Origin of the sequence: Clostridium lentum (assembly GCF_014287815.1) — a bacterium.
GTDB lineage: Bacteria > Bacillota > Clostridia > Clostridiales > Clostridiaceae > Clostridium > Clostridium lentum.
The window spans coordinates 21159-35335 of record NZ_JACOOQ010000018.1 but is presented as its reverse complement, the minus strand read 5'-3'; the positions used below and the strand labels follow the sequence as shown (position 1 = coordinate 35335).

The 14177-nt window shown below is 29.6% G+C and carries 22 protein-coding genes; 19 read left to right on the top strand and 3 right to left on the bottom strand.

The genetic code is table 11. The annotated features are described in order from the left end of the window. The first annotated feature begins 12 nt into the window (after positions 1-12). Positions 13-354: a hypothetical protein gene (locus H8R92_RS10595; protein WP_022211522.1), complete on the top strand. Its 342-nt coding sequence runs from the start codon at positions 13-15 to the stop codon at positions 352-354. A gap of 83 nt (positions 355-437) precedes the next feature. Here the strand turns inward: H8R92_RS10595 and H8R92_RS10590 are convergent, their stop codons facing one another. Continuing rightward, a complete protein-coding gene (locus tag H8R92_RS10590; RefSeq protein ID WP_022211523.1) occupies positions 438-854 on the bottom strand; it encodes a hypothetical protein in 417 nt (138 codons plus the stop codon). A gap of 282 nt (positions 855-1136) precedes the next feature. Here H8R92_RS10590 and H8R92_RS10585 point away from each other — a divergent pair, with 282 nt between their 5' ends. From H8R92_RS10585 to H8R92_RS10515, 15 genes are read left to right on the top strand one after another with little or no spacing between them, the layout of a single operon-like run. Continuing rightward, on the top strand, positions 1137-1514 hold the full coding sequence (locus H8R92_RS10585; RefSeq protein ID WP_022211524.1) for an NADH-quinone oxidoreductase subunit C: 378 nt from the start codon (positions 1137-1139) through the stop codon (positions 1512-1514). Positions 1515-1525: 11 nt separating this feature from the next. Next, positions 1526-2608 (top strand): hydrogenase large subunit, encoded by a 1083-nt coding sequence (locus H8R92_RS10580; RefSeq protein ID WP_022211525.1) that lies wholly within the window; start codon positions 1526-1528, stop codon positions 2606-2608. A 4-nt stretch (positions 2609-2612) separates the two neighbouring features. Continuing rightward, complete coding sequence (gene hypA / locus H8R92_RS10575) at positions 2613-2954, top strand: hydrogenase maturation nickel metallochaperone HypA (RefSeq protein WP_022167113.1); 342 nt, start codon at positions 2613-2615, stop codon at positions 2952-2954. Continuing rightward, positions 2955-3605 (top strand): hydrogenase nickel incorporation protein HypB, encoded by a 651-nt coding sequence (gene hypB, locus H8R92_RS10570; RefSeq protein ID WP_022211526.1) that lies wholly within the window; start codon positions 2955-2957, stop codon positions 3603-3605. Between the two features lie 12 nt (positions 3606-3617). Further along, positions 3618-4148 (top strand): Na+/H+ antiporter subunit E, encoded by a 531-nt coding sequence (locus tag H8R92_RS10565; protein ID WP_022211527.1) that lies wholly within the window; start codon positions 3618-3620, stop codon positions 4146-4148. Beyond that, positions 4148-4411: an MrpF/PhaF family protein gene (locus H8R92_RS10560; protein WP_022211528.1), complete on the top strand. Its 264-nt coding sequence runs from the start codon at positions 4148-4150 to the stop codon at positions 4409-4411. Before H8R92_RS10565 ends, H8R92_RS10560 begins: the two co-directional genes overlap by 1 nt. Beyond that, positions 4411-4752, top strand: a complete 342-nt coding sequence (mnhG, locus tag H8R92_RS10555) for a monovalent cation/H(+) antiporter subunit G (RefSeq protein ID WP_022211529.1) — start codon at positions 4411-4413, stop codon at positions 4750-4752. The genes H8R92_RS10560 and mnhG overlap by 1 nt, the downstream gene beginning before the upstream one ends. Then, positions 4749-5015, top strand: a complete 267-nt coding sequence (locus H8R92_RS10550) for a Na(+)/H(+) antiporter subunit B (protein ID WP_022211530.1) — start codon at positions 4749-4751, stop codon at positions 5013-5015. The genes mnhG and H8R92_RS10550 overlap by 4 nt, the downstream gene beginning before the upstream one ends. Continuing rightward, entirely contained in the window at positions 5008-5292 is a 285-nt protein-coding gene (gene mbhE / locus H8R92_RS10545; protein WP_022211531.1) for a hydrogen gas-evolving membrane-bound hydrogenase subunit E, read from the top strand. Before H8R92_RS10550 ends, mbhE begins: the two co-directional genes overlap by 8 nt. Then, positions 5285-5734, top strand: a complete 450-nt coding sequence (locus H8R92_RS10540; RefSeq protein ID WP_022211532.1) for an MnhB domain-containing protein — start codon at positions 5285-5287, stop codon at positions 5732-5734. The genes mbhE and H8R92_RS10540 overlap by 8 nt, the downstream gene beginning before the upstream one ends. 2 nt (positions 5735-5736) lie before the next feature. After that, positions 5737-6072, top strand: a complete 336-nt coding sequence (locus H8R92_RS10535; protein WP_022211533.1) for a sodium:proton antiporter — start codon at positions 5737-5739, stop codon at positions 6070-6072. After that, positions 6069-7994 (top strand): proton-conducting transporter transmembrane domain-containing protein, encoded by a 1926-nt coding sequence (locus H8R92_RS10530; RefSeq protein WP_022211534.1) that lies wholly within the window; start codon positions 6069-6071, stop codon positions 7992-7994. The genes H8R92_RS10535 and H8R92_RS10530 overlap by 4 nt, the downstream gene beginning before the upstream one ends. A gap of 11 nt (positions 7995-8005) precedes the next feature. Further along, positions 8006-8983: a respiratory chain complex I subunit 1 family protein gene (locus H8R92_RS10525; RefSeq protein ID WP_186835425.1), complete on the top strand. Its 978-nt coding sequence runs from the start codon at positions 8006-8008 to the stop codon at positions 8981-8983. 12 nt (positions 8984-8995) lie between these two features. Then, the gene (locus H8R92_RS10520; protein ID WP_022211536.1) at positions 8996-9433 is read left to right on the top strand and encodes an NADH-quinone oxidoreductase subunit B family protein; all 438 of its coding nucleotides are present in this window, start codon (positions 8996-8998) and stop codon (positions 9431-9433) included. Then, positions 9433-9840: a 4Fe-4S binding protein gene (locus H8R92_RS10515; protein WP_022211537.1), complete on the top strand. Its 408-nt coding sequence runs from the start codon at positions 9433-9435 to the stop codon at positions 9838-9840. The genes H8R92_RS10520 and H8R92_RS10515 overlap by 1 nt, the downstream gene beginning before the upstream one ends. A gap of 152 nt (positions 9841-9992) precedes the next feature. On the opposite strand, the gene H8R92_RS10510 is transcribed toward H8R92_RS10515, so the two are convergent. Next, positions 9993-10289, bottom strand: coding sequence for a hypothetical protein (locus tag H8R92_RS10510; protein WP_022211538.1), 297 nt, complete (start codon positions 10287-10289; stop codon positions 9993-9995). A gap of 272 nt (positions 10290-10561) precedes the next feature. Here H8R92_RS10510 and H8R92_RS10505 point away from each other — a divergent pair, with 272 nt between their 5' ends. From H8R92_RS10505 to H8R92_RS10495, 3 genes are all read left to right on the top strand, one after another. Then, the gene (locus tag H8R92_RS10505) at positions 10562-11104 is read left to right on the top strand and encodes a cysteine hydrolase family protein (RefSeq protein WP_022211539.1); all 543 of its coding nucleotides are present in this window, start codon (positions 10562-10564) and stop codon (positions 11102-11104) included. An 88-nt stretch (positions 11105-11192) separates the two neighbouring features. Continuing rightward, positions 11193-11507 carry a rhodanese-like domain-containing protein gene (locus H8R92_RS10500; RefSeq protein WP_022211540.1) on the top strand — a complete coding sequence of 105 codons (315 nt, stop codon included), beginning with the start codon at positions 11193-11195 and terminating at the stop codon, positions 11505-11507. 547 nt (positions 11508-12054) lie between these two features. Then, complete coding sequence (locus tag H8R92_RS10495; RefSeq protein ID WP_022211541.1) at positions 12055-13017, top strand: S8 family peptidase; 963 nt, start codon at positions 12055-12057, stop codon at positions 13015-13017. 212 nt (positions 13018-13229) lie between these two features. Here H8R92_RS10495 and H8R92_RS10490 read toward each other — a convergent pair whose 3' ends face one another. Further along, complete coding sequence (locus H8R92_RS10490; protein ID WP_022211542.1) at positions 13230-14039, bottom strand: N-acetylmuramoyl-L-alanine amidase family protein; 810 nt, start codon at positions 14037-14039, stop codon at positions 13230-13232. Positions 14040-14177 lie beyond the last annotated feature (138 nt).

Here is a 14177-nt window from a genome sequence, read left to right as displayed (position 1 = left end):
AGAGGGATAGGAATGGAACTAGTAAAAACATACGAAGAATATAATGAATTAAATAAGGAATACGTGAAGTTTATTCAAATGGTTATGGAAAGTGATATTGCAAATTATGATGATATAATTATGAATAATCTTGAAAAGTATAGTGAATTATTTGAAGAGTTAAAGTTAAGATGTGATAAGGTAGAAGTGGAAGAAAAAGATATTGATAATTTAAGAGATTTAAATTATTTAGCTTTAGATACTTTATTCTTGACAATGGATTTAAAGAATTTTTATAAATTAGGTGAAAGTGAAAGATTCAAAATGAGAGCTGTAAATTATATTAATAAGAGAAGTAGAGGGCAAATTTTATAAGTAAAGTTAAAAATACTGTATCAACTTAACATTTGATACAGTATTTTCTATTTTATAATCACCATTTTTATTGTAGTGCTTTTTTATCTTCTCATCATCTTAGTAGATTGTTGTCTAGCTTTCTTTATTTGGCTATGATCAAAAGGATGAAGGTCTTTTTTTGTTGTTAAGTTTGCTATATTAGAAACAAGAATATTTTCTGAGTTAGCTTTTCCTTTAATACCTTTTAATCCCATTATAATAACTTTATGACCTTGATTTACATCAATAAATTGAGGCTTTTTAAACCATTTATTCTGTTTATATTCACATTTTACAACTTGTTTACCAACTTCAGGTTTAACAACTAAAAATACATGTAATTTATTAAAAATTCCTAGAATGCTTTTAACTTCAGTTTTAACTGATAAAATTGTTCCAGCTACACTTGTCATTCTATCTCCGTATTTTTCCATATAAGCATCTGAGTAGTATTTAGTCATTTTATCTTTGAAACCCATTCAAAAAACTCCTTTTACTATAAATATAATATATTTATTCAATGAAATAACCCTGACTCAAGGCTGAGTATTATGTTGAGTTAATCATGTATAAGCTTTACAAATTTAAATTATTTAAGTTGATTATATCATATAAAGGTACTTTGATAAACAAAAATGAAAGAAAACTTCATAAATAAACTTATGAATATATAAGAATTTATTGTTAAATATGGATATAAATAAAGTATAATTATAGTATAATTACAAATATTTCCAAAGTGAAATTTTTAAGGAGGTCTTATGGGAAAAATAATTAAAAGAGCAATAGAAAAAGATAAGTTATTAAATGAACTGGAAACAAATATAAAAAGTGGTGGGCGGCTTGTATGTATCAATGGATATATAAATGAAGAGGGACAGATGATGGTGATTTATACTATTGAGCATGATGAAGTTAGGGAAATTCTTAAATTGGAAGATCAAAGAGAAATACCTACAGCTACAAGCATATATATAGGAGCTGCTTGGTTTGAAGAGGAAATAGAAGAGATGATGCCAGTAAAGTTTATTGGGCTTAAAAGAAGTGGAAGATTATTTTTGCCAGATGAATTTAAAAATGGAGAAGGAAAAATATTAGTATTGCCTTTAAATGAACTTAAAAAATTAAAGGATAGTTAGGAGGTATTGATTTGAGTTATGTTTTACCATTAGGACCATATCATCCATCTCTTGAAGAGCCGGTTCATGTGAAGCTCTACACAGAAGGTGAGCTTATAAAGAAAGCAGAAGTCTTTATTGGATATAACCATAGAGGAATTGAAAAACTAACAGAAGTAAGGAATTATATTCAAACAATAACTTTGGTGGAAAGGGTGTGTGGAATTTGCTCACATTCACATGCCATGACATATTGCTTAGCCGTAGAAGATATAGCTGGTCTGGAAGTTCCTAAGAGAGGACAGTATATAAGGATTATCATCAGTGAACTAGAAAGAATTCATTCTCATTTTTTATGGCTTGGACTTGCAGCACATCTCATAGCTTTTGATTCATTATTCATGAAATGTTTTGCAACTAGAGAAAGAATAATGGAAATGTTGGAAATAATCACAGGTAATAGAGTTAATTACGCTATGAATATAATAGGAGGGGCCAGAAGAGATATAAGTAAAGAACAATTTAATGAATTATTAAAAGTCATTAAGGAAACTGAGGAAGAGTTTAAAGGTATATATGATATATATGACAGTGATAGCAGCATAGCTGCAAGGACAAAAGGAGTTGGTATACTGACTCATGAAGATGCTTTAATTTATGGAGCTTGTGGACCACATGGTAGAGCATCTAATGTAAATTTTGATGTAAGAAAAACTATGCCTTATAACAGCTATGAAGATTTTGATTTTAAGGTAGCATTAGCAGAAGATGGAGATGTATTTTCAAGAGCTGTAGTAAGGCTTGTGGAAATTGAAGAAAGCTTTAAAATAATCAAGCAGGCAGTAAAAAATATGCCAGATGGACCTATAAACTTAGGAAATAAAATTCCTAGAGTGCCTAAGGGAGAATCATTAGCAGTAACAGAAGCACCAAGGGGAGAAGTATCGTATTTTGTAGTTTCTAATGGTGGACAGACTAATAGTCGAGTTAATATTCATGTACCAACCTTTAAAAATGCAGCCACAGTGCCTGTGATGCTTAAAGATAACACCATTGCTGATGCAGGTCTTATTGTAGCTAGTATAGATCCATGTTTCTCATGTTTAGATAGGTGATATTATGCATGAATTGTCAGTAACTGAAGGAATTTTAAAAATATGTTTAGATGAAGGAAAAAAACACAATATAGAAAAAATAAAGAAGATAAATATAGTAGTAGGAGAGCTTACAGGTCTTATGCCAAATTGTATATCATATTATTTTAATATTGCTGCTAAAGGAACTTTAGCTGAAGATGCAGAAATATCAATTGCTTATGAAAAGGTAATGATTAAGTGCCATAATTGTGGATTTGAAGGAAAGTTTATAAATAAGCAATATGTTTGTCCAAGTTGTGGTAAATCTGATTATAAAATAGTAAAAGGTAGAGAATTTTATATTGATACTATGGAGGTGGAATAAATGCAAATTAAGGTTATGAGACAGATATTAGAGTGGAATGAGGATATAAGCAGTAAAGTTAGAAGTATTCTTCAAGAGAAAAATATTTATATGGTTAATGTAATGGGATCTCCAGGAGCAGGTAAAACAACATTTATTGTTAACTTAATTAAATATTTAAGAGATAAAGGAATTAGTTCAGGTGTAATAGAAGGCGATATTGAAGGTACCATTGATGCTGAAAGAATTCAAAAAGAAGGTTTTCCAGTGGTGCAGTTAAATACAGAAGGTGCCTGTCATATTGAAGCTAAGTCCATTGAAAATATATTACCTTATTTTGATTTAGATAAGATTAATATGATTTTTGTGGAAAATATAGGAAATTTAGTATGCCCAGCAGAATTTGATATTGGTGAAAATTTAAGAATAGCATTGTTAAGTATTCCAGAAGGTGATGACAAGGTAGTAAAATATCCACTTATGTTTATTAAGGCTAATGCAGTGGTATTAAATAAATATGATATGGCAAAGTATTTTAACTTTAATGATGGAAAAGTGGAAGAGGAGTTATGGGAGAGAAATAAGGAAGCAGAGGTATTTAAGATAGATTCTACAGATGAATCAGAAATACAGCCATTTGCAGAGTGGCTCATTAAAAAATATAAAGGATAGGGGAAATCATATATGAAGTTTAAAGCTTTTTTTTCAACGTTTCTATTATCATATATTTTTTGGATACTTTTTTTGGCACAAGATTTTAATATTTTTAAGTTAGGATATGAGGAATTAATTACAGGACTAGTTGTAGCTGTGGTGGTAGGAGTGTTTTGTAGTCAGTTTTTTGTTAAGAAAGATGGATTTTGGTTATTTAAAAAATTTAGGCTTGTTAATCTTTTAATTTTTATTCCTATTTATAGTATTGAACTTATTAAAGCCAATTGGGATGTGGCAAAAAAAGCACTATCATTTAAGAAGATAGAAGTAAATCCTGCTATTGTAAAAATACAAACAAATCTTTCATCAGATTGGGGATTATCAATGCTTTCTAATTGCATAACGTTGACTCCAGGAACAATAACTATGGATATATATGAAGAAAAAAATAAAAATTACCTATATGTGCATTGGCTTAATAGCACTACAGATGATGGAAAAAAGGCGGCAAAAATTATTAAGGGCAAGTTTGAAAAATATATAAGGAGGATATTTGATTAATGAATATTGATTTGCTATTTAAGGGAACAGCTATAATATTTGCTATTTTTTCATTAATACTAATTTATAGGGTTATTAAAGGGCCAACTATTATTGATAGGGTGCTTAGTGCAGATGCCATTGATATTTTAGCTGGTATAATAATGGTTTTATTTGGTGCTTTAAAAAATAGAGCCATGTATTTAGATCTAGGACTTATAATAACTCTTTTAGGATTTATTGGTACAGTACTCATATCTAAATATATAAAGGGGGAATTATAATGGGTATATGGGAAATCATAATACTAATACTTATTATAATGGGAATCTTTTTTACCTTTGCAGGAGTGGTTGGGATACTTAGAATGCCTGATACTCTTTGCAGATTACAATCTTCAACCAATATTGCAACAATGGGGGCTATGCCAATAGCTTTAGCTTGTAGTATATATGGGTTTCTTAACAATAACATTTCTATTGGTATTAAATCACTTATAATAATTTTCTTTTTATTAATCACTAATCCAGTGGCTTCCCATGCTATGGCAAAGGCGGCATATAAGCATTTAGATGAAAAAAGCAATAAAGTTAAGTACGATCATTATGGGAGGGATATAAAATGACAGCATTTAATATTGTCAATGCCATCATAATAATAGGGCTTATAATTTCAGCGGTATCCATATTTATTCTCGATGATGTATTACAATGCATTATAGCTACTTCAGTTTTAGGGACATTTTTAGCATTAGAATTCCTACTTTTAAAGGCACCAGACGTGGCCATAGCTGAAGGTGCAGTAGGAGCAATACTAACTCCAGTAATTTTTATCATAACTTTAAATAATGTTAAGAGAAATAAAAATAAGGAGGAGAAAAATGGGTAAAAAGATAACATATATTATTTTGTTTGCGTTATTAGCCTCTTTTATATATGTAGGTTTCAATATTGAAGAAAATAGGGATTTAGGTGATGCTTCACAAATAGTCCTTAATGAAACCATCTCTAAGACTTCAGCCCTTAACTCTGTAACTGCTGTAGTATTTGATTTTCGTGGATATGATACGTTAGGAGAATCTATAGTTCTATTTACGGCTATTTGTGGTGTTAGTGCTGTTTTAAGAAGCAGTAAGAAAGATGAGGTGAATAATAAAGATGAATAATAAAAGAATGAGAAAGGATTCAATTCTTACCTGTTGTTCAGATTTAGTACTTCCAATAATAATAACTTTAGGCTTATATATCATTATACATGGCCATTTATCACCAGGTGGAGGATTTCAAGGAGGAGTATTGGTTGCTGGAGCCTTTGCAATTTTATATGTGTCTTATGGCATTAAAAATTTAAGTAAAAAAATAAAGGTGAATGTCCTTAAGATTGGTGAAGATATTGGTGCTTTAGGTTTTATAATATTGGCTTTTCTAGGATTTGTTTTTGGTGGAACATTTTTTAAAAATATATTTTATTTAGGTGAGCCAGGAGAATTATTTTCATCAGGTAGTATATTTCTAATGAATTTTGCAGTAGGATTTAAAGTTTTTGCAGGAGTATCTTTTTTGATTTTAATAATGGTATCAAATTTGAAATCGAAAGGGGATGAATAATCATGACCATTAATTATATAGGAGCATTTTTACTGATATTTATAGGACTAGCTATCATAGTTTTAAAGAAAAATCTTATTAAAATAGTTATTGGTATGGGAATAGTTGATTCAGGAATAAATTTACTGCTTATTTCAATTGGATATAGAAATGATGCAACAACACCAATATTTACTGATGGAGCAGCTAAATTTGTTGATCCTATTCCACAAGCTCTTACACTTACATCCATAGTAATAGGAGCTTGTGTTTCAGCATTAGCACTATCACTAGTCATTAAGATAAATGAACATTATGGCAGTATAGATAGTGATGAAGTAAGGAGGATTAAAGGATGAATAAAGAAATATTAAATAATCTTCCACTTATAGCAATTATTACACCAATAGCCATAGCCTTTGTTATAGGCTTATTTAAAAATAAGTACATGAAGCTAAAAAAAATCTTTGTTATAGTAGCATTATTAGTAAGCGTAATTGCAGTGATCTTGATGATAAAGCCTGTAATGTTTAACAATGATACCATAACTGTATGGCTAGGGAATTGGAAACCATTGGCTGGAAAGGCCTTTGGTATAGCATTAGAAGTTGATGCACTAGGTATATTTATGGCACTTATAATTTCAATAGCTTGTTTGCTCTCAGCTATTTATTCTTTAAAATATATGAGTAAAGATAATGGACTTGATAAATATTATGCATTGTTCCTACTTTTATCAGGTAGTATGCTAGGATTTGTATTTACAGGTGATTTGTTTAATATGTATGTAATGCTAGAGATAATGACTTTTGCAGCTATTTCATTGACTGCCTTTAGAAATTATAAGGATAAATCCTTGGAAGCAGCATTCAAATATATAGTAACAGGTTCATTAGGGTCATCCCTTATATTGCTAGGAACAGTTTTATTATATACAGAAACTAAAACTTTAAATTTAGCAGAAATAATAGATATACTAAGAAATACTTCAGAAATGTCTTCAATTACCATCTTAGCTTTTAGCTCCATGATGGTAGGATATGCCGTAAAAGCTTTTATGGTTCCATGTCATACTTGGCCTACAGATGCCCATATGGCAGCACCTTCATCAATTTCTATGATATTATCAGGTGTTATGAGCAAAACAGGAATATATGCAGTAATAAGAATATTATTTGGTATATTTGCACTTAATGACAATAAATACGTAGGTTATCTAATTATTGTTTGGGGTATTGCAACAATGATAGTTGGTGTAACCATGGCATTATTGCAGCATGATTTTAAAAGACTTTTGGCTTTTCATTCAGTTTCACAAATTGGCTATATTGTAAGTGCATTTGGGGTAGCAATTATATGTACTGGCAAGATTCAAGATTTGGCTATGGCAGGTGCATTATATCATATGATAAATCATGCCGTCTTTAAGGGATTATTATTTTTATGTGCTGGTGCAGTATTATATACAACTGGTACAACTGATTTAAATTCAATATCAGGATTAGGTAAAAAAATGCCTTTTACCATGACTATGTTTTTATTTGGAGCAGCAGCTATCAGTGGAATACCTCCTTTTAATGGGTTTGCTTCCAAGTGGATTATTTATGAAAGTGCATCACAAGGTAGAGTGGAAATAGTTACTGTTGTAGCTGTAGTGGTATCGGCTATGACTTTGGCATCTTTCATAAAGGTAGGACATTCAGTTTTTTTTGGCCCAGAAAATATAGGTGGTGGACAGATAAAAGAGGTACCTTTTTCTATGAAAGTACCAATGTCTGTCTTATCTATAGGTACATTAGTTTTAGGGCTATTTCCAAGAGTTATGATGAAATATATATTAAGTCCAGTTATATCTTGTATCCTCAATATAGACTCCTACATCAATGCAGCACTTAATATTGGTACCAGTGAAAGTATAGATACTACAATAAAGATAAGTGGAATATATTCTCCAGGAAACTTTTTTATATTGTTTATAGTAGTGCTTTTAGCAATATTTATTTTCATCCTGTTTAATATGAAGTACTCAATAGATGAAGATAAAGATTTAAGTGAAGCATATATAAATAGAGGTAGTAGGAAGTTTGATGTATTTATTGGAGGAGAAAATGAAGAAGCTACTAAGGTGAATTCAAGTGATTTATTTTGGCCAATGAAGCATGAATTAAAGGGATATTTTAAATTTATTGAAAATGCACATAATGGAAGTGTAAATACCTACTCACTTTGGATTGTAACTATGCTGATAGTAGTAACAATACTTTCCTTTATATTTTTATAGGAGGTGGAAATATGGAATATTTAAAGATAATTTTATATATACTTGTATTTCCAGGGATAATTTTTTCAAGTTTAATAGGATTTTTCATATCTGGATTAGATAGAAAGATTGTAGCAAAGATGCAAAGAAGAAGAGGGCCCAAGATAAGTCAGAGCTTTTATGATTTTATAAAGCTTTTAGGAAAAGATACAATTATACCTTCTAGTGCCAATAGAAAGTTATTTATTATTGCTCCTGTTATAGCAGTGGTAAGTATAGTAATCATACCGTTATTTATTCCTTTGGGAAAGTATACTTTTATAAAAAGTACAGCAGATGTGGTGGTATTAATATATCTACTTATTATCCCATCTTTAGCTTTAATAATTGGAGCAATGGCATCAGCATCACCATTTGCTTCCATAGGATTATCCAGGGAAGTGGTATCAATTATAGGGTATGAACTTCCTTTAATTATAATTATTATAGATGTATGTAAGAAGGCAGGAAAGATATTAGGTACTGAAACTATTTATTCCATGGAGCTTATAGAAAAAGCACAGGCAATAGAGGGGAATTTTATGTTTTCTTTAGCTTTATTGCCTGCAGCTATAGCATTTTTAATGATTTTACCAGCTAAGGTAGGAGTAGCACCTTTTGATGTAGCAGAAGCAGAAACAGAAATATGTGAAGGACCTTTAGTTGAATATAGTGGAATATATTTAAGTTTATTTAAATTAAGTCATAGCATTAAAAGCTATGTAATGGCTATGCTTTTTGTGGCCTTGTTTTTAGGAAATATATTTGTGGAGTTTGGAAGCACTTCTATTAATTTAATAATTAATACAGTAATTATGATAGCTTTATCAACTTTAATAACTATAGTCTGCTTATCTATAGTAAGAGGATCTATGGGAAGGTATAAGGCACATCAAATGTTTAAATTTTATTGGACAATACCTACAATATTATCAGTAATAAGTTATTTTTTAGTGAGTATGAATATATAGGAGGAAAAGCTTATGTCATTAATTGAAAAAAGTAGAGAAAAATCTCCGTGGATATATCATTTAAATACTGGTTCTTGTAACGGCTGTGATATTGAAATAATGGCATTGCTAGGTCCTAAATACGATGCAGAAAGGTTTGGTGTGAAGCTTACAGCTTCACCTAAACATGCAGATATAGTGCTTATAACAGGGCCAGTTACAACACAATGCAGAGAAAGAATGATAAATGTGTTGTCACAAGTGCCAGAACCAAAAGTTATAGTATCAGTAGGATCATGCCCTGCTTCAGGTAATGTATTTAAGGATAGTTACTCTGTTGATGGACCTTTGGATAAATGGACAAAGGTGGATGTATCAGTGGCAGGTTGTTCACCTAAACCAGAAGCAATCTTAAAAGGAATACTAGAAGCTGTTGAAATATTAAATAAGCGTAGGAGGGAAGAAATATAATGTTTAAAATTCCATTTCTTACAGAAGGAATAAAAAATGTATTTAAAAAGCCTATTACAGAAGAAGGCTCTATTGAAGAATTAAAATCAGCTGATAATTATCGAGGAAGATTAAGCTTTAATGAAGATGCTTGTATTGGTTGTGGATTATGTATAAGGGTATGTGCAGGCAATGCTATAACTAAGAGCATAAAGCCAGTAGAAGATGGACAAGAAATTACCATGTCCTTTGATATGGCATCTTGTACTTTTTGTGGTTTGTGCCAAGATTTTTGTAGTAAAAAGGCCATAACATTAACAAATGATCCTATAATGGTACAAAAGAATAAAGATAATTTAAAGGTACAGGGGACTTTTATTAAAAAGATGCCATCTAAAGTTAAAATAGAGAAAAAAGTATCAAAATAAGAAATGGCTAAAGAAGATGATAAATTAGTATAATAAGTGTTTATATATTCTAAAGAAAGAAGCAATATAAAAGGACAGCTAAAATTATTAGTTGTCCTTTTAGGTTAATTGTTTTGAGAAAGTAATATTAATTAAAATCATGAATTACATATTTATAAATATGATTCAATTTTAATCTTTCTTTCAGAAGCTGTTGAGTCTGTAGCCTCTTTATTTGTTTTAGTAAACCTAGCATGCTCCCATATTCCAAAGTACTTATCGAAAATGTATGATTCCTCATCGATATTTACTATAGGGGCAGAAGTTTCATCAAACCCAATCAGTGAAACTTTTCTTCCGGTATTTTTTAAGTATTTTAAGGCTTTTCCTAAAAGAATATCTGGATCAGGGATTATTCTTTCTTCTAAAAAAACCTCAAAAAAATTCTTCTTGCAACTACTATTTTCCAAAGCTTCATCTCCTTATTAAATAAATCATAATAATATTATATGTTTTGTGGAAAAAAATTACAATAAGCTAAAAATAATTAAGATAATTAATTAATTTAATAAAGTAGTTCGCTTATATACGTATAAAAATTATATATTTTCAAGTTTTATATGGAAAAAAGATTATAAAAAAGCTTGAAAAAAGTATCTATATACAATACTATTACAAGTGTATATACACATATGATGGTATTTATTTTTTTATATTAATAAAAGTGGGAGGATAATATATTATGGCAAAGTTACTTGTAGTAGTTGATTATCAAAATGATTTTGTTAACGGTGCTTTAGGTTTTGTAAAAGCAGAAACTTTAGAAAAAGGCATATGTAATAAGATAGAGGAATATTTAAATAGGGGAGATAAAGTAATATTTACTTATGACACTCATTTTGAAAATTATCTACATACTAGGGAAGGCAAAAAGTTGCCAGTGAAGCATTGTATCATAGATACTGAAGGACACGATTTATATGGAGAGTTAAAGAAGTTCAAAGATGTAGAAAATACACTTCATTATAATAAAAAGTCCTTTGGACTATCACCGGAAGATATGTTGGACATTGCTAAAAAGGTTTATGATGATATTGAAGAAATAGAGTTGGTAGGAGTTGTGACCAATATATGCGTTATTAGTAATGCAGTTACTTTTCAATCTCAATTTGTTAATGCAGAAATAATTGTGGATGCTTCGCTTACTGCTGGTTTTGATGAAGAAATGCATAAGAAGTCATTAGAAGTTATGGAATCATTTCAAGTTAAAGTTATTAATAGGTAGATTTTCTCATGGCAATTATTTATGACTATTTTTTTATTCAAATATGTTAAAATATAAAAATAGTAAATAAATAATTGGAGGAAGAAAAATGTTTAATTTTAATCTTAATGAAAGAACAATAGATATAAACGAAATTGATGAGCTTATTGGAGAAATTAATTTAATAGATATAAGAGAGCCTCATGAATTTAAATGTGGAAGTTTAAGAACTGCTAAAAATATACCAATGGATACTTTATTAAATAATCCAGATAAATATTTAGAAAAGGATAAAAAGTATTACATAATGTGTAAAGCAGGCAGAAGAAGTGCTATTACATGTAGAGAATTAAAGTATAAGGGCTTTGATGTAGTAGATGTAACTAGTGGAATGGCTTTTTATGAAGGTAATGAAAGATCTTAGTTATTGTTTTTAGAAATATAAACCCCTTTACGGGAGTTTATATTTTATCAGAAGAATAAGAAAAATTAAAAAAATAGTTTAATATATTAAGTATAAATTCATAAATATAACAAATCTTAGTATTAACAAAGTAGATAATATTTGTGGATTTAGTATAATGATGGAGCATATCAAATAGTGAATGTATACAAAAATAATGATGAGTATGAATCAGTTGTTTTTCCAGATTTAAAAATAAATTTACGTGATATATTTGAATAAGTTTAAAGTACCTATTAACTGGGTACTTTTTTTAAGGTATAGACCAGTTATATTTTTATAATATGCAAGTAAAATAACATTAGCAGGAACTTCGTTTTGAAAACTCTTATTCAAATTAAAGAACCTTTTTATAATAAGTAACATAATATTTTTTATAGAATATTATAAAGTGAGTAATTAAATATAGAGGTGATTATAATTATTGGCTTTAAGAAGGATTTTCTAGGAAATATCATACTTTACAGAACCAATTTATGGTGTAGATAGGTAAAGGGGGAAGATGTTTATGGATAATAAAAAAATAATTGCCTTAGGTACTTTTAAGGTTATGAGCGTAGTGGAAGATACAAATGAAATTCCCAAGGGTGTAGCAATGATAAAGGCTCCAGAATATTGGAATAAAGGAGATAGAGGAAGAGGAGTTGTTATTGCAATTATTGATTCAGGTTGTGACTGTACTCATGTAGATTTAAAAGATAGGATAATCGGTAAATATAATTTTACGGAAGACGATGGTGGTGATCCTGAAATTGTAACAGATTATCTAGGTCATGGCACTCATGTGGCAGGGACTATTGGAGCAAGTCAAAATGGACAAGGAGTTGTAGGTGTAGCACCTTTATGCAGTTTACTTATTTTAAAGGCATTAAATAAAAAGGGACAAGGCACTGAAGAAGATATTGCAAAGGCCATTAATTATGCAGTAAGAAAAAAGGTGAATATAATATCAATGTCTCTTGGTAGTACGGAAGAAACACCTTTAATTCATGAAGCCATAAAGAAAGCTGTAGAGAGTAATATTTTGGTAGTATGTGCAGCAGGCAATGAAGGTGATAGTGATGGAGATACGGAAGAACTAAGCTATCCAGCAGTTTATAGTGAATGTATTTCAGTTGGAGCAGTAGATTATAGTAAAAATATTGCCCGCTTTACCAATTCTAATAAATCAGTAGATTTAGTAGCACCAGGAGTAAGTATAATGTCTACCTACCCAAATAATAAATATGCTAATTTGCAAGGAACTTCAATGGCAACACCTCATGTAAGTGGAGCATTAGCTTTAATAATAAACTGGTCAAGAAAGGATTTTGGGCGAGAAATGAGTGAAACAGAACTTTATGCTCAATTAATAAGGCATACTGCTTCATTAGGATTTAAGAAGACTTTAGTAGGTAATGGGCTCCTTTATTTATTAGCACCTCAAATATTAGAAAATTATATATCACAGGCATCAGTTTTAAAGGTATAAAAGCTACAGAAATATTAAACTTAATTAAGAGTTTCTAAAGCTATTTTGGTAAAGTATTGCAAAATTTATAACTGGCTATAGATTAGATAGATAAATGTTTAATAGAGGTTTTACTAAATTAGCAGTGAAACTCTAGAATTAATTTAAATTTCTTAAACTTTGTGAGTTGATTTAAAAATTCATAATTAGTTAAGTCAATTTTTAACTTTAAGTTATTTCTTATTGGCTAGTACATTTTTTTTGTAATCTAGTATTGCTTTTGATAAAGCTTCAGCACAGTTTTTTTGTCCAACATTTGAAGTAAGATATTTTTCATCTTGAGAGTTACTTAAAAATCCAAGTTCAACTAAAGCAGCTGTATTTTCATTAAGCTCTAAAACAGCTAAGGCATCATCTTTGCTTTCATAAGTTTTTAAGCCTCTATTATAAGTATAGTCTAGTTGGCCTAGCTCATATTGAAGGTAGGAAGCAAACGTATAGCTTGCATCATCACCATTTTTGTACCAAGTTTCCACTCCTTTAGCATCGGTGGCAGTATAATCGCTATTACAGTGGATGGATATAAAAACGTCCACATTAGATATTTTAGAAACTTTTAATCTTTCTTTTAGACTATCATTGGCAGATTGAGACCAAGGAAGATTATCATCAATTCTGGTATAAACTACATCAATATCTTTTTCTTTAAGAATCTTTCCAAGTTCCAAAGCTATATTTAATACTAGATTCTTTTCATAGGAGCCATTTATTCCTTTTGCACCTATGTCTTCATCACCATGACCAGGGTCTATGCAGACCTTAAAGTTATCTTTACTTTCTTGAGTGGAAGAAATTTTATTTTTTAGTGCATTTTTATTAAGAGTTGTTATATTTGTATTGTTTTTTATATAAGAAGAAGCAATGCCTAATACTATCATTAAAGAAAAAAATGATGTAAGAAATAGTTTTAGTAGCCTCCTTATTTTCTTTCTTTTGTAAAGCATCCTTCGTTTTGCATTTAAATCAAAATGATTATTTTCCATATTTCACTCCTATGCTTTACATAAAAAATAATTAGTTAAAATACTGTTTATATAAATAAATTATAATTTAAAAGTAAAATTATGTAAATTGAGTAAAGTTAATTTTCATACGAATTTTTACGAGTACTTTCGAGTAAT

Excerpts from the sequence above, each read along its gene's own strand:
- H8R92_RS10505 (WP_022211539.1), top strand. The coding sequence starts at position 10,562 with ATGGCAAAGTTACTTGTAGTAGTTGATTATCAAAATGATTTTGTTAAC.
- H8R92_RS10585 (WP_022211524.1), top strand. The coding sequence starts at position 1,137 with ATGGGAAAAATAATTAAAAGAGCAATAGAAAAAGATAAGTTATTAAAT.
- H8R92_RS10530 (WP_022211534.1), top strand. The coding sequence starts at position 6,069 with ATGAATAAAGAAATATTAAATAATCTTCCACTTATAGCAATTATTACA.
- mnhG (WP_022211529.1), top strand. The coding sequence starts at position 4,411 with ATGGGTATATGGGAAATCATAATACTAATACTTATTATAATGGGAATC.
- H8R92_RS10490 (WP_022211542.1), bottom strand. The coding sequence starts at position 14,039 with ATGGAAAATAATCATTTTGATTTAAATGCAAAACGAAGGATGCTTTAC.
- H8R92_RS10565 (WP_022211527.1), top strand. The coding sequence starts at position 3,618 with ATGAAGTTTAAAGCTTTTTTTTCAACGTTTCTATTATCATATATTTTT.
- H8R92_RS10495 (WP_022211541.1), top strand. The coding sequence starts at position 12,055 with ATGGATAATAAAAAAATAATTGCCTTAGGTACTTTTAAGGTTATGAGC.
- mbhE (WP_022211531.1), top strand. The coding sequence starts at position 5,008 with ATGGGTAAAAAGATAACATATATTATTTTGTTTGCGTTATTAGCCTCT.
- H8R92_RS10540 (WP_022211532.1), top strand. The coding sequence starts at position 5,285 with ATGAATAATAAAAGAATGAGAAAGGATTCAATTCTTACCTGTTGTTCA.
- H8R92_RS10515 (WP_022211537.1), top strand. The coding sequence starts at position 9,433 with ATGTTTAAAATTCCATTTCTTACAGAAGGAATAAAAAATGTATTTAAA.
- H8R92_RS10525 (WP_186835425.1), top strand. The coding sequence starts at position 8,006 with ATGGAATATTTAAAGATAATTTTATATATACTTGTATTTCCAGGGATA.
- H8R92_RS10520 (WP_022211536.1), top strand. The coding sequence starts at position 8,996 with ATGTCATTAATTGAAAAAAGTAGAGAAAAATCTCCGTGGATATATCAT.
- H8R92_RS10595 (WP_022211522.1), top strand. The coding sequence starts at position 13 with ATGGAACTAGTAAAAACATACGAAGAATATAATGAATTAAATAAGGAA.
- hypA (WP_022167113.1), top strand. The coding sequence starts at position 2,613 with ATGCATGAATTGTCAGTAACTGAAGGAATTTTAAAAATATGTTTAGAT.
- H8R92_RS10500 (WP_022211540.1), top strand. The coding sequence starts at position 11,193 with ATGTTTAATTTTAATCTTAATGAAAGAACAATAGATATAAACGAAATT.
- H8R92_RS10535 (WP_022211533.1), top strand. The coding sequence starts at position 5,737 with ATGACCATTAATTATATAGGAGCATTTTTACTGATATTTATAGGACTA.
- H8R92_RS10560 (WP_022211528.1), top strand. The coding sequence starts at position 4,148 with ATGAATATTGATTTGCTATTTAAGGGAACAGCTATAATATTTGCTATT.
- H8R92_RS10590 (WP_022211523.1), bottom strand. The coding sequence starts at position 854 with ATGGGTTTCAAAGATAAAATGACTAAATACTACTCAGATGCTTATATG.
- hypB (WP_022211526.1), top strand. The coding sequence starts at position 2,955 with ATGCAAATTAAGGTTATGAGACAGATATTAGAGTGGAATGAGGATATA.
- H8R92_RS10550 (WP_022211530.1), top strand. The coding sequence starts at position 4,749 with ATGACAGCATTTAATATTGTCAATGCCATCATAATAATAGGGCTTATA.